8 protein-coding genes and 3 pseudogenes are annotated in these 13,238 nt (G+C 64.2%); 6 read left to right on the top strand and 5 right to left on the bottom strand.

The window, feature by feature from the left end; genetic code table 11:
• Positions 1 to 72: 72 nt before the first annotated feature.
• A complete protein-coding gene (locus LB528_RS04990) occupies positions 73 to 1,482 on the bottom strand; it encodes an aminotransferase (RefSeq protein ID WP_224714033.1) in 1,410 nt (469 codons plus the stop codon).
• Between the two features lie 287 nt (positions 1,483 to 1,769).
• Here LB528_RS04990 and LB528_RS04985 point away from each other — a divergent pair, with 287 nt between their 5' ends.
• From LB528_RS04985 to LB528_RS04975, 3 genes are read left to right on the top strand one after another with little or no spacing between them, the layout of a single operon-like run.
• The gene (locus LB528_RS04985) at positions 1,770 to 2,687 is read left to right on the top strand and encodes an ABC transporter permease (protein ID WP_224714032.1); all 918 of its coding nucleotides are present in this window, start codon (positions 1,770 to 1,772) and stop codon (positions 2,685 to 2,687) included.
• Positions 2,684 to 3,505, top strand: a complete 822-nt coding sequence (locus tag LB528_RS04980; protein ID WP_224714031.1) for an ABC transporter permease — start codon at positions 2,684 to 2,686, stop codon at positions 3,503 to 3,505. Before LB528_RS04985 ends, LB528_RS04980 begins: the two co-directional genes overlap by 4 nt.
• A 37-nt stretch (positions 3,506 to 3,542) precedes the next feature.
• Positions 3,543 to 4,616, top strand: a complete 1,074-nt coding sequence (locus LB528_RS04975; RefSeq protein ID WP_224714107.1) for an ABC transporter ATP-binding protein — start codon at positions 3,543 to 3,545, stop codon at positions 4,614 to 4,616.
• On the opposite strand, the gene LB528_RS04970 is transcribed toward LB528_RS04975, so the two are convergent.
• The 4 genes and pseudogenes from LB528_RS04970 to LB528_RS04955 form a co-directional block, all read right to left on the bottom strand.
• The gene (locus tag LB528_RS04970; protein ID WP_224714030.1) at positions 4,580 to 5,878 is read right to left on the bottom strand and encodes a flavin monoamine oxidase family protein; all 1,299 of its coding nucleotides are present in this window, start codon (positions 5,876 to 5,878) and stop codon (positions 4,580 to 4,582) included. The genes LB528_RS04975 and LB528_RS04970 overlap by 37 nt on opposite strands.
• Positions 5,875 to 6,956: pseudogene (locus LB528_RS04965) on the bottom strand (ABC transporter substrate-binding protein). Before LB528_RS04965 ends, LB528_RS04970 begins: the two are co-directional and overlap by 4 nt.
• A 75-nt stretch (positions 6,957 to 7,031) precedes the next feature.
• A complete protein-coding gene (gene betI / locus LB528_RS04960) occupies positions 7,032 to 7,718 on the bottom strand; it encodes a transcriptional regulator BetI (protein WP_224714029.1) in 687 nt (228 codons plus the stop codon).
• The gene (locus LB528_RS04955; RefSeq protein WP_224714028.1) at positions 7,694 to 8,518 is read right to left on the bottom strand and encodes a methyltransferase domain-containing protein; all 825 of its coding nucleotides are present in this window, start codon (positions 8,516 to 8,518) and stop codon (positions 7,694 to 7,696) included. Before LB528_RS04955 ends, betI begins: the two co-directional genes overlap by 25 nt.
• 254 nt (positions 8,519 to 8,772) lie before the next feature.
• On the opposite strand from LB528_RS04955, the gene LB528_RS04950 reads away from it, so the two are divergent.
• The 3 genes and pseudogenes from LB528_RS04950 (at position 8,773) to LB528_RS04935 (ending at position 13,237) form a co-directional block, all read left to right on the top strand.
• Complete coding sequence (locus LB528_RS04950) at positions 8,773 to 10,392, top strand: phytoene desaturase family protein (protein WP_224714027.1); 1,620 nt, start codon at positions 8,773 to 8,775, stop codon at positions 10,390 to 10,392.
• Positions 10,379 to 11,954: pseudogene (locus LB528_RS30385) on the top strand (phytoene desaturase family protein). Before LB528_RS04950 ends, LB528_RS30385 begins: the two are co-directional and overlap by 14 nt.
• Before the next feature lie 52 nt (positions 11,955 to 12,006).
• Positions 12,007 to 13,237: pseudogene (locus LB528_RS04935) on the top strand (aminomethyltransferase family protein).
• Position 13,238 lies beyond the last annotated feature (1 nt).

The following is a 13,238-nucleotide window of genomic DNA, read 5'->3' as shown; positions in this document are numbered from 1 at the left end:
TGGCGATTTACGTGAGGCGACCCCCTCTGTCGCCTTCGGCGACATCTCCCCCTCAAGTGGGGAGATTGGCTCTCACCCCCGCCACACCCCCTCTTTCCGCAGGTCGTCCATGGTCCGCGAAATGCCTTCGCGCAGGATCGCCACCATGTCGTCGACCTGCTCGCGGCTGATGACCAGCGGTGGCGACATCACGCACATGTTTATCAGCGGCCGCACCAACAAGCCGAGCTCGTGGCAATGCGCGTCGATGCGTTTTCCCACATTCTTGTCGAGCTGCAGCGGGTCCTTGCTTTCGCGATCGGCGACGCATTCGACGCAAGCCATCAGGCCGATGCCACGCACCTCGCCGACCAGCGGCAGCTCTTCCAGCGTCTTCAGTCGTGCCTGGAAATAGGGCGCGATTTCGCGCGTGTGGGCGAGCACGCCCTCCTCCAGCAGATCGAGATTCTTCAGCGCCACCGCGCAGCCGATCGGATGGCTGGTATAGGTGAGGCCATGGCCGAACAGCGCGTCGGGATGGTTGGAGCGGCGCAGATCCTCGAGTAACCGCTCGGAGATGATGACGCCGCCGAGCGGGAAATAGCCCGATGTGACGCCCTTGGCGAAGGTGATCATGTCCGGGTCGATGCCGAACACATCGCCGGAAGCAAAGACATGGCCGAGCCGTCCGAAGCCGGTCACCACCTCGTCCGAGACATAGAGGATATCGTTCTCGCGGCAGATCTCGCGGATACGCTTCAGATATCCGTCCGGCGGCACGATGACGCCTCCGGAAGCCTGTACCGGTTCGCCGACAAAGGCGCCGATGCGCTCCGCGCCGACGCGCGCGACGGTGTCGCGGAACTGGTCAACCAGGAAATTGGTGAAGGCGGCGATGCTCATCTCCTTCGGCCGCCGGAACGGATCGGGCGAGGACAGCTTGACCACCAGTTCGTCGGCGCCGTCCATCCAGTCGCGGTCACGCGGCCGGCCGTTGAGCGAGGCCGACAGATAGGTCGAGCCGTGATAGGCGCCGCCGAGGATCAGCTTCTTCTCCGGCCGTCCGCGCACATTGTTGTAGAACTGCATGAAGCGCAGTGCCGTCTCCACCGCCGAAGAGCCGCCGGTGGTGAAGAAGGTGTGGCTGAGGTCGCCGGGTGCCGCATCGGCGATGCGCCGCGCAAGCTCGGCCGAGGGCGCGTTCATCGTGTACCATGGCGTGTTGTAGGAGAGCGCCATCGCCTGGTCGTACATGACCTTGGCCAGCTCCTCGCGGCGATGGCCGACATTGATGCACCACATGCCGGCCGGCCCATCGATCAGGCGCTTGCCGGAGCCGTCGGTGATATAGATGCCGTTGCCCTCGCCGATCAGCGCGCGGGCCTCGTTGCCGACCGAGCCGGCATAGGGCCAGGGCTGCACGAGATGGCGCTTTGCGAGCTCGACCGCGTCGTCGCCTGGTTCGATGAGGTCGCTTGCCTTGATCTTGCTCTGAGCCGCCATTTTCCCCTCGCATCGCCAGGTTGTCGATATTCATCGGATATCGAACAACGCGGAAAACCATGGAAATTCGGCGTTTCGTCATCTAATTTTGAATATCCGTTCAATCAATATCGCAGAAATAGCGCTTGATTTCAATCGGTGGATGCGCTCATGATGAAGAAAGCTGGCAAGCCAGGAGCGATCACGCTCCGAGCATAATTCGGGAACAGGCGGCCAGCGCTACGAATGGAAGGCCGCATGGCGGGACAGTCCGAGCCAGCTACCGAAATCACGCCCGGAGCGCTGCAATGACGGTTGCCGCGGAAGGGTCGCCCCCGTTGCGCATGGCGGGATCGAGACGAAGCACCCTTCTGCAATCGGAAGCCGTCCAGGGCTTTGCCCTGATCAGTCCCACCTTCATCTACGCCCTTATTCTCCTCGTCCTGCCGATCCTGGTCGTCATCGCCCATTCCTTCTGGACGCAGAACTACCTCACCATCGACCGCACATTTACGCTGGAGAACTACCGGGTCGCGCTGACCGAGCCGATCTACCGCGACCTGCTCAGGCGCTCGCTTTATATATCGCTGACTGTCAGCCTGCTGACGGTGGCGCTTGCCTACCCGATCGCCTATTTCATTTCCTTCCATGGCGGTCGCCACAAGAGCCTGTGGCTTTTCCTCATCACCATCCCGTTCTGGACCAGCTATCTGCTGCGCGTGGTGTCGTGGAAGGTGATCCTCGGCTACAACGGCGTGCTTAATTCCGGCCTGATGGGCCTCGGTATCATCGACGAGCCGTCGACGGCGCTGCTCTACAATTCCAGCGCCGTGATCATCACGCTCACCCATGCCTGGGCTACGTTCGCGATCCTTCCGATCTTCGTTTCGCTGGAGAAGGTCGACCGGACCCTGGTCGAAGCGGCGACCGACCTCGGTGACGGGCCGCTGCGTTCCTTCCTGCGCGTCACCTTGCCGCTGTCGGCGCCCGGCGTCATCTCGGCCGCGCTGATCGTCATGATCCCGACCGTCGGCGACTATGTCACGCCGAAGCTCGTCGGCGGCAAGGACGGCGTCATGATCGCCAACGCCATCCAGGCGCAGTTCGGCAAGGCGTCGAACTGGCCGTTGGGCGCTGCGCTCTCCGTCACCGCGATGATCATCGTGTCGCTGATGGCAGGCGCCACCGTGCTGGTCATCCGCGCCCTGCAGAGGCTGGCACGATGACGGCGATCAGACGTTACCTGCCCGGCTGGCTGTCGAGCTACGCCGTCCTCTATCTGCTTTTCCTCTATCTACCGGTGATCTTCCTGCCGATCTTCTCGATCAACACGGCGGCGACGCCGAAATTCCCGCTCTCGGGCATCACGCTGCACTGGTACGAGGACCTGCCACGCACGCCGGCGCTGATTGACGCCACCTGGAACAGCCTGATCGTCGGCGTCTCCGCCTCGATCCTGTCGACGGTGCTCGGCATCCTCGCCGCCCGCTCGATCACCCGCTACCGCTATCCCGGCCGCCGCGCCATCAATGGGCTGATCATGGCGCCGCTGGTGCTGCCCGAAGTGATCGTCGCCATCTCGATGCTGCTGGTCATGCTGCAGCTGGGTTTGAGCCTGTCGCTCTTCACCGTCGCGCTTGGCCATGTGCTGGTCTGCATTCCCTATTCGATGACCGTGCTCACCTCCGGCTTCGAGGGTTTCGACCGCAGCCTCGAGGAGGCTTCCGCGGATCTCGGCGAGAGCGCGTTCGGCACCTTCAGGCGCGTGACGCTGCCGATGGTCGCGCCGGCGATAATCTCCAGCCTGCTCGTCTGCTTCACCATCTCGCTCGACGAATTCATCATCGCCTTTTTCCTCACCGGCACCGAGGCGACGCTGCCGATCTACATCTGGGGCCAGTTGCGTTTCGCGGCCAAGCTTCCCGGCGTGCTGGCCCTCGGCACCTTGCTGCTCTTTGCGTCTTTCGTGCTGATGACGATTGCCGAAATCCTGCGCCGCCGCGCGGCGAGACGCACCCAGAATGGGGGAGGCCTCTATGCTTGAGCGGGTCCAGTCCGAGCGCACGCCATCGGATCGCACCATGATCGAGATCCGCGACGTTACCCGCAGCTACGGATCGTTCAAGGCGCTGGACAACGCCTCGCTGGCAATCCGCGAAGGCGAGTTCTTCTCGCTGCTCGGGCCCTCCGGCTGCGGCAAGACCACGCTGTTGCGCATGATCGCCGGCTTCGACACGCCGACCAGCGGCTCGATCGCCGTCGACGGCCAGCCGATGGGCGGCATCCCCGCCAACCGCCGGCCGACCAACATGGTCTTCCAGAGCTATGCGATCTTCCCGCATCTCAATGTCGAGCAGAATGTCGCCTATGGGCTGAAGCGGCTGAAGCTGGACGCCGGCGAGGAGAAGCGCCGGGTCGAGGAAGCGCTGGCGCAGGTCTCGCTCACCGGCCTCGGCAAGCGCCGCGCCACCGAGCTTTCCGGCGGCCAGCGCCAACGCGTGGCTTTGGCCCGGGCGCTGGTCATGCGGCCCAAAGTGCTGCTGCTCGACGAGCCGCTCTCGGCGCTCGACAAGAAGCTGCGCGAGCAGATGCAGGTCGAACTGCGCCGCCTGCAGCAGGCGGTCGGCATCACCTTCGTTCTGGTCACGCACGATCAGTACGAAGCCTTGGCGATGTCGGACCGCATCGCGGTGATGTTCGGCGGCCGCATCGCGCAGGTCGCTTCGCCGAAGGAAATCTACCAGCGCCCGGTCAACCGCCAGGTCGCCGACTTCCTCGGCGGCATGAATTTCGTCAAGGCTGAGATCGTCGAGGAAAACGGCGCTTCGCTGGTGCTCGACACGCTGGGCTTCGGCCGCGTCAGGACCGACAAGCCGAAGGCCTTCCTGCGCAATGGCGGCGCGGCGACGCTTGGCATCCGGCCCGAACGCCTGCGCGTTTTGTGGGACAATGCGTCAGCAAAATTCGAGATCGCCGGCAAGGTCGCCGAGCGCCACTATTTCGGTGAGACCACGCATCTGATCGTCGAGATACCGGGGGTCGAAAAGCCGCTTTCGGTGACCGAGACAAACGATTTCGGCGCCGACGACATTCCGGTCGGTGCGCCGGTCCGCCTCGCCTACGATCCTGAAGCTTTGGTGGCGATGGCCGACTGAATCTTTGCGGCAGCGATACGGCCGGCGACGATCGCGCCCTCGACATAACCCGGGAAAGACGGCGAGACTTCCGAAGCGGCGAAATAGACCGGCGGCGCGCCGGCAAGGATCACGCGCTCGGCATTCCGCGCCGTCACATCGGCGATGAGATCGCTATAGGCGCCGCCGCTCCAGCGGTCATGCGTCCAGTCGCGCGAGCTGAAATCGACGATGTCGGCGGCCTGCGGGCCGAGCGCCTGGACAAGCCTCGCGGTGATTTCCGCCTGCAACGCCGCCTTGCCGAGCGGATGCCAGCGCAGCGCGAGCGGCCCGCCGACAAAGACGACAAGCGCGGCGTGATCGGCATCCTTGCTGGCGTCGCAGGCAAACAGCCCCGGTTCATCGCGCCACATCATCATGCCGCTCAAGGCGCGCTCGCGCCAGAACGGCTTGGCGTAGCGCACCAGGATCTTGATCACCGCGCCGCTTTCCCAGACGCCGAGCGCGCTTGCGAGCTCCGCCGGCAAAGCCGGCGTGAAATCGAGCTTCGCGGCCGTCGCCGGCGGCAGCGCGATCAGCACCTCGCGCGCTTCGATCGTGGCTGCGCCGGTGCTGATGTGAACGCCTTGCGGGGCGCGCTCGACACGGGCCACCGCTTGGTTCAAGCGCAGCCGGTCGCCGAGCTCGCCGGCGAGGTCATCGGCCAGCGATTGCATGGTATCGCCCAGAAAATACTGCAGCTCGAACACCTCGTTGGTGATGCGGCGATCATTGTCGATCAGATACCAGAGCGGCACCTTGTCCGCTGCCAGGCACCACAGGCCCTCGACCAACGAGCGGAAAGCGGCCTTGGCATCGGCCGCATCGTGCTGGCGTTCCAGCCAATCGGCGACGGTCAGCCCGGCAATCGCTGGATCGTCCGGATCGATTCTGTTCATGCGCTCGCGGATCGCCATCGAGACACGATAAGTCCGCTCCGCCCGGGCCGGCTTCATCGACGGATGGGTGATGAATTCGCCCTCGACATAGGTCTCGACGAAGGTCTTGCCGTGGGCCCTGGCCAGCGCCATCACTTCGGGCATGTCCACGCACAGGAACTGGCCGCCGCTGTCGATCAGTTCGCCGAGCCCATTGCGGACAGCCTCTACCCTGCCGCCGACGCGGTCGCGCGCCTCCAGAACGAGGAAATCGATGCCCGCCCGCTTCAGTTCGAGCGCGGCGGACAGGCCGGTGAAGCCGGCGCCGACGATGACGACGTCGGTCCTTTCGATGCTGTTCTTCAATATGCGGCCTTGATCTTCTCGAACTCGGCGATCATCTTGAGCTTGAGCTCCGAAGGCAGCGGCTGCTGGAACAGCGTCTTGTCCACCCATTTTTCCACGTTGTCGTAGCCCTTTTCCTTGAGCACCGCCGGATCGACGCCAGCCATGCCCTTGGCGTTGGCCTGGCCGTAGCCCCAGTCCTTGACCAGCACCTTGGCGACTCCGGATCGTTGACGGCGTTGAGGTAGTCATAGGCCTTGTCGACGTTGCCGGGCGCGTCCTTCAACAGCACGTAGCCGCAGACCCAGGTCGAGATGCCTTCGTCGGTGTCCTTCTTGGATTTGATCGGCACGCCGGCCTTGACAGACTGCACGGTCGCGTCGTTCCAGGCCCAGGCGAGGTCGACCTCGCCGCCGGAAAGCAGCTGCACGATGTCGGTGGTGTCGGTCCAGTAGGAACGCACATTCTTGTGCACCTGGCGCAGGAAGTCCGACGCCTGCCTGAACTGGTCGTCCGTCATCTTGGTCCAGTCCTTGAGCCCGATGGCGAGGCTGGCCAGCGCATAGGCGTCGTCGACATTGTCGCCGATCGAAACCCTGCCCTTGTATTTCGGATCGGCGAACACCTTCAGCGACTGCACGTCCTTTTCGGCGATCTTGTCGGAATTGTAGGTGAGCTGTGTATCGCCCCAGTCCCACGGCATGAACCAGGCCTTGCCGTCGGACGTCGCGGCAAGGTCCTTCATCGCCATGATTCCGGGATTGAGATCCTTCCAGCCGGCGATCTTGGAAGTGTCGAGCGGCTGCAGCAGGCCCGCTTCGCGCCACTTCACCACGCTCTGCGAGCAAGGATGGCCGAGATCGGACTTGAAGCCGGAGCGGATCTTTTCGAACGCCTCGTCCTCGTCGCCGAAGAAGGCGAAGGTCGGCGAGTCGCCGTTCTTCTCGACATATTTGCCGTGGAAGCTCGGATCCTCGTAGCCGGACCAGTCGAAGACGATCAGGTCATTGTCGGCGGCGACGGCGAACGCCGCCGCCGAAGCCGCGATCACGCTCCCAAGCGCCAAGGTCAATGTCAGGCGTCGGCCGAGTTTCTTCATGCTGTTCCGTCCTCTTTTGGTGCCGGTCTGTTGGCCGGCTGTTGCTAACCCGGCTTTCGCTAGCCCCAGTTCTCGTTAGCCATAGTGTTTCGGGAAGGCGGCGGCCAAAAACGCATTCGCCGCCTGCAATCCGGTCTCTCGCGTGGTGTCCTCGGTCCCCATCATCAGCCGCAGCCACAAGCCCTCGAGCATGGCGCTGAGCGCCAGCGCGATGACCTGGGGGTCATAGGTGTAGTTGCCGCTCTCTTTGAGCGTCGTGCAAAGATCGATGAAGACCTGCTGGTAATAGGCGTCGCGCGAACTGCTCAGCGCCTGGTAGGTCGGCCGTGACTTGGCTTCGCCCCAGAAGGCGAGCCATGCAGCAAGCTTGCGCTTGTTGCAGATCGAGCGGTCGAAATCGGCCCATACCAGATGCTGCAGCTGTCGCGCCGGATCGTCGCCCGCCTTCTGCAAGGCAGTGCGCCAATGCGCCGAATATTCGTCATACATGTACTGCAGCGTGGCAATGAGCAGCTTTTCCTTGCTCTCGAAATGGAAGTTGACGATGCCGCGCGACAGGCCCGCGCCGTCGGCCACATCAGCCATCGTCGTTTCGGCATAGCCGCGCTTGGCCAGTGAATCGATCGTCGCCTCGATCAGCTGCAGCCGCCGGACCTCTTTCGAGGCCTTGCGGCCACGCTTTTCGGCGTCGCCTTTCCGCGCCGTTTCGGGGAGAGCATCGCTCGCCTCTGCAGTCTTCATGGGTGTGACGGTCTCCAGCATCGCCGGCTATCCGACCGGCTTCCAACCGCGCAGATGAGTGGGGCGGTGCTCGCACTGTCAAGCACCTTCTGCATCGCCTCCCAGGTCTTGATATTCTTGTCGACATAGGCCGCGCCGACCGCTGTCGCGGCCTGCGCGTAGAGCGGCCCCTTGAGCCGCGAAAGCTCTTCGCGCGCGACCTCGCGGTACCATGGATTGCGGTCGCGGACCGTGATGTCGGCAAAGCCGGCGCGCCGCATCGTCTCGGCATAGCGCGCCGGCGAAGCCATGGCGAAGGAGAGCCCTTCGGCCGCGATATAGGCCTTCATCTGAGGAGACGGCTCGCCGTCATGCCCGATCATCCAGTCCGACGCCGCAAACACCCCGCCGGGCTTCAGCACGCGAAAGATTTCGGCGAACAGCGCGTCCTTGTCCGGCACATGCAAAAGCGCATCCTTGGAGAAGACGACGTCGAAGGAGGCGTCCGTGAAAGGCAACGACCCCGGCGGCGCCTGGACGAAGCCGACACGGTCCTCGAGGCCATGCCTGATCGCCCCTCGCCTCGCCGTCTCGATCACCGGCTTCTCGACATCGGAGCCGGTGGCTTGAGCCGCGCCGTGCGTTGCCACCAGATGCAGCGTGATGCCGCCGGCGCCGCAGCCGATATCGAGGATAGTCTTGCCCTTGAGGGAAAGGCCTTCGACCACGCGATCGACCTCGTCCGGGCCGCCCGGCGACAGGTAACCCTCGCCCCACAGCGCTTCGAGGAAGCGGATGGCGGTGTCGTCATATTCCGGCTCGGCGTCAGCAGTTTCGATCATCGGATCCTCAACGCATACGCCGATGCGGGGTCGGCCCAGAAATGCCGGCAAAGCCTAGCGCATCAACAGGAAAACGCAACATCATTTGTTGAACATTCATTCAAAATACCTGGACAGAAAACTGTGATCCGTGCCAAATTCGGGCAATCAAGGAACAAAACCACCGAGCAATTCCAGAAAACTGTGACGCAGTTTCGCGTCCGGAATTGCGGAAAACAAGAAGATAGGGGCAACCGGATCGAGGTTCTGCGCGCATGAAGGCATGGGACGCGATCGTCATCGGCGGCGGCCACAACGGGCTGGTCAACGCCTGCTGCCTGCAGCGCGCCGGGCTGGACGTGCTGGTGGTGGAGAAGAACGATTGGGTCGGCGGTGCGGCGACCAGCCGCGAGCTGACGCCGGGCTTCCTCTATTCCAACTGCTCCTATGTCTGCTCGCTGTTTCGGCCCGAGATCATGCGCGATCGGGAGCTGCCGCGCTTCGGCCTGCAGGTGATCTCCTATGAAGGCGGCGCGGTGTTCACGCGCGACGGCGACTACCTCGCCAACTATCGCGATCATGACGCGCATCGCCGCGAGTTCGCCCGTTTTTCGAAGCGCGACGCCGAGGCTTACGACCGCTATTCGCGCGACGTCACGCGACAGTGTCGCTTCATCCAGCCGCTCTTGATGCGCACCGCGCCCGATCCGACCAGCTTCAAGCCGCGCGATCTCGGCGAACTGCTCTATCTCGGCAAGAAGTTCGCGGGGCTCTCACCCTCGGAAAGAGCGCTGACATTGCGCTTCTGGACGATGTCGATCTCGGACTTCCTCGACGAGTATTTCGAGACCGATGTCATCAAGGCCAACTTCGCGCTGTCCGGCATCATCGGCACGGCGCTTGGGCCGATGTCGCCGGGTACAGCCTATGTGCTCCTCCACCACTATATGGGCGAGGTCGACGGCTCGGTCGGCGCTTGGGGTTATGCGCGCGGCGGCATGGGCGCCGTCACCAGGGCGCTGGCCGCTTCCTTCAAGGCCTCGGGCGGAACCATCCGCACCGGCGCCGAGGTCGACCATGTGCTGATCAAGAACGGCAAGGCCAAGGGCGTGGTGCTTGCCGGCGGCGAGGAGATCTACGGCAAGCTCGTCATCTCCAATGCCGACGTCAAGCGCACCTTTCTGAAGCTGGTCGAGGAAAAGGAACTGCCCGATATCTTCCTGCGCCGCGTCAGGAACTTCAAGATCCGAGGCTCGTCCGGCAAGGTCAACATCGCGCTCGATTCCCTGCCCGAATTCCCGGCTTTGCCCAAGGACTCGCCGGTCTACCGCGCCGACATGCATTTCACCGATTCCATCGAGCGCATGGAGCGCGCCTACGACGACTGGAAGGCCGGACGCTGGTCGGCCGATCCCTTCCTCGACATGATGATCCCGACCACGCTCGACCCGACCATGGCGCGGCCGGGCAAGCATTTCATGAGCTGCTTCGTGCAATACGCGCCGCCCAAGATCGACGGCCGCGACTGGACCGACGCCGACCGCGACGGCTTCGCCGAAAACGTGATTGCGCAGGTCGCGCAATATTCGCCCGGCTTCCGCGACCGCATCGTCCACATGGAGGTTCGCACGCCGCGCGAGATCGAGGCCGAGGTCGGCCTCACCGAAGGCAACATCTTTCAGGGCGAGCTCACCTTCGACCAGCTGCTCTTCAACCGCCCGGTGCCGGGCTACGCGCAATACCGCTCGCCGGTCGGCGGGCTCTACATGTGCGGCTCTTCCACCCATCCGGGCGGCGGCGTCATGGGCGCGCCCGGGCGCAATGCCGCCGCAGAGATCCTGCGCGATCTTGCCAGGTCAACCCTGCATATGAGCCCGGCCCATGACGTCATCTGATTTGAACTGGGATGCCATCGTCATCGGCGGCGGCCATAATGGCCTCGTCGCCGCCGCCACGCTGGCCAGGTCCGGCCGCACGGTGCTGCTGCTCGAGGCCGGCAACGAGGTCGGCGGCGCCGCGCGCACCGAAGAATTTGCGCCGGGCTTTCGCGTCTCCACGGTCGCGCATCTGCTCAATCGACTGCATCCCGATGTGGTGAAGACGCTGGAGCTGGAACGCCACGGACTGACGGTCGAGCACGGCGACTTCATGCCGTCGGTGGCGCTGTCGAAAGATGGTCCGCTGGTGCTGCACGGCGCCTATGGCGAGGTGCTGACGGGTGCGAGCCCCTCCGAGCAATCGGCCTGGAAAGATTTGCGCTCGCAATTGCTGCGCTATGCCGGCGTGCTGAAGCCTTTCCTGTCGCGCCGTCCGCCTGCTCTTGGCGGCATGTCGCTCGCCGAGATGACTGGGCTCGGCCAGACCGCGCTGGCGCTGAAGAGGCTTGGCAAGGAAGATATGCGCGACTTCCTGCGCGTGCTTTTGATGAATGTGTACGACCTGCTCGACGAGCAGCTCTCGGACGACCGTCTGAAGGGCCTGCTTGCTTTCGACGCGACGCTCGGCTTCGCATCTTGGGCCGCGCTCGCCGACTTCACTGCTCGGCCTCTACTACAGGCTGGCCGGCGAGATTGGCGGCCTTGCGGGTGCGCAAGTCCAGCCGAAAGGCGGCATGGGCGCTGTCGTCGCTGCCATCCGCGCGGCGGCGGCCAAGGCGGGCGTTTCGATCCGCCCGGCCTCGCCGGTAGCCAGGGTCATCGTCGAGAAGGGCCGCGCCGTTGGTGTCGTCACGCAAGGCGGCGAAACGCTGCGGGCCAAGGCCGTCGTCTCCGCCATCAATCCGGCGACGACGATCCTCGACCTTGTCGGGCCGCGCGAGGTCGACACCGGCTTCGTGCGCAAGGTGAAGAACATCCGCATGAAGGGTGATGCGGCCAAGCTCCATCTGGCGCTTGACCGGCCGCCGCAATTTACTGGCGTCGACGCCGCCAGCCACAAGGGCCGCCTCGTCGTCGCGCCTTCGCCCGACCATGTCGAGCGCGCCTTCAACCCGTCGAAATATGGCGAGTTTTCGCCCGAGCCGGTGATGGAGATCACGCTGCCCAGCCTGGCCGACCCATCGCTCGCACCGTCCGGCGCCTGCGTGCTTTCGGCCGTGGTGCAATACGCGCCCTATGCTTTGAGAGAGGGCTGGGCCACCGGCAAGCCGTGCTTCCTCAAGGCGATTATGGCGCAGCTCGAAACCTATGCGCCGGGGATCGGCGCAACGGTCCGCCACGCCGAGCTTTTGACGCCCGCCGACATCGAAGCGCGGCACCGCATGCCGGGCGGCCACTGGCACCACGGCGAATTGCAGGCCGACCAGATGCTGATATCGCGACCGGTCTCCGGCTGGTCGGGCTACGACACGCCGCTCGAAGGGCTGTTCCTTGCCGGCGCCGGCTCGCATCCGGGCGGCGGCATCTCCGGCGCGCCCGGCCTCAACGCCGCGCGCCGCATCATCGCGATGAGAGCTTAGGGGATGTTTTGCAAATCGCTGAAGCTGCGCTCTACGGCAAAGGAACGCCGTCATGAATCGTCATGTGAAAACCGACGCAGCCCGCACGCTCGCGCAATCCCACTTCCGCACGCTGCGGCTCGGCACGCCCTTCCAGCCGCGCATCGACGCGCTGGGCCTGAAGCAGGATTGGTACAACTGGGCCGGCTACCGCGCGCCGCATTCGCTGTGGGACGAGGAGCTCGAATATTTCGCCATCCGTAGCCAGGCGGCGCTCTTCGACATTTCGCCGATGACCAAATACCGGATCGAAGGGCCGGACGCCGAAGCCTATCTCGATCGCGTCACGCTACGCGACGTCACCAGGCTCAAGCCCGGCCGCGTCCATTACACCGCCTGGTGCGACGACGAAGGCTTCGTCCTTGATGATGGCACGCTGTTCCGGCTGTCGCCGACACGCTTTCGCCTGTGCTCGCAGGAGCGGCATCTGCCCTGGCTGCTCGACAGCGCGATCGGCTATGAGGTCAGCGTCGAGGAAGAGACGGAGGCCGTCGCCGGACTGGCGCTGCAAGGTCCGACGTCCTTCGCCCATCCTGCGCGACGCGGGCTTTTCCGGTGTCGAGCAGCTTAAAGTCTTCGACCTCGCCGAGTTCGCGCATGACGGCGCTACGGTGACCATCTCGCGCACAGGCTTCACCGGTGATCTCGGCTACGAATTGTTCGTGCCGGCCGGCAAGGCGCTGAGCCTGTGGGACCGGTTGATGGCGGCGGGCGAGCTGCGCGGCATCCGTGCGATCGGCTATACGGCGCTGAACCGGGCCCGGCTGGAGGTCGGGCTGATCGTCGCTAACGCCGACTTCACCACCGCCGAGCATGCCATCCGCGCCGACCGCCTGCGCATGCCGGACGAGATCGGCCTCGGCTTCATGATCGATCTGGACAAAGGCCATTTCAACGGCCGCCGCGCCATCCTCGAAGCCCGGGCGAAGAAGAAGCTTCGTCACGTGCTGGTCGGCCTGGAGATCGAAGACAACATCCCGGCCGAGCATGCGATCGTCTACTACAAGAAGAGCCAGGAGGTCGGGCTGGTCAGCGCGGCGATGTGGTCGCCGATGGCCAAGCGCAACATAGCGCTCGCCTCGCTGCAGCGGCCCTATGGCGACACGATCGTCGATGAACTCTGGGTCGAGATTTACGCCATGCGCGAGCTGCAGTACCAGAAGCTGATGAAGAAGGCGAAGGCGGTGCAGAGGCCCTTCATCAAGCTCGACCGCCGCACAGCCAACCCGCCGGCGGACTTTTGAC

It is taken from the genome of Mesorhizobium sp. CA4 (assembly GCF_020165075.1).
GTDB lineage: Bacteria > Pseudomonadota > Alphaproteobacteria > Rhizobiales > Rhizobiaceae > Mesorhizobium.
This window is presented reverse-complemented; position numbering and strand designations above follow the sequence as displayed.

Coding starts and splice junctions, on each gene's coding strand:
- LB528_RS04990 (WP_224714033.1), bottom strand. CDS start 1,482: ATGGCGGCTCAGAGCAAGATCAAGGCAAGCGACCTCATCGAACCAGGC.
- LB528_RS04985 (WP_224714032.1), top strand. CDS start 1,770: ATGACGGTTGCCGCGGAAGGGTCGCCCCCGTTGCGCATGGCGGGATCG.
- LB528_RS04980 (WP_224714031.1), top strand. CDS start 2,684: ATGACGGCGATCAGACGTTACCTGCCCGGCTGGCTGTCGAGCTACGCC.
- LB528_RS04975 (WP_224714107.1), top strand. CDS start 3,543: ATGATCGAGATCCGCGACGTTACCCGCAGCTACGGATCGTTCAAGGCG.
- betI (WP_224714029.1), bottom strand. CDS start 7,718: ATGCTGGAGACCGTCACACCCATGAAGACTGCAGAGGCGAGCGATGCT.
- LB528_RS04955 (WP_224714028.1), bottom strand. CDS start 8,518: ATGATCGAAACTGCTGACGCCGAGCCGGAATATGACGACACCGCCATC.
- LB528_RS04950 (WP_224714027.1), top strand. CDS start 8,773: ATGAAGGCATGGGACGCGATCGTCATCGGCGGCGGCCACAACGGGCTG.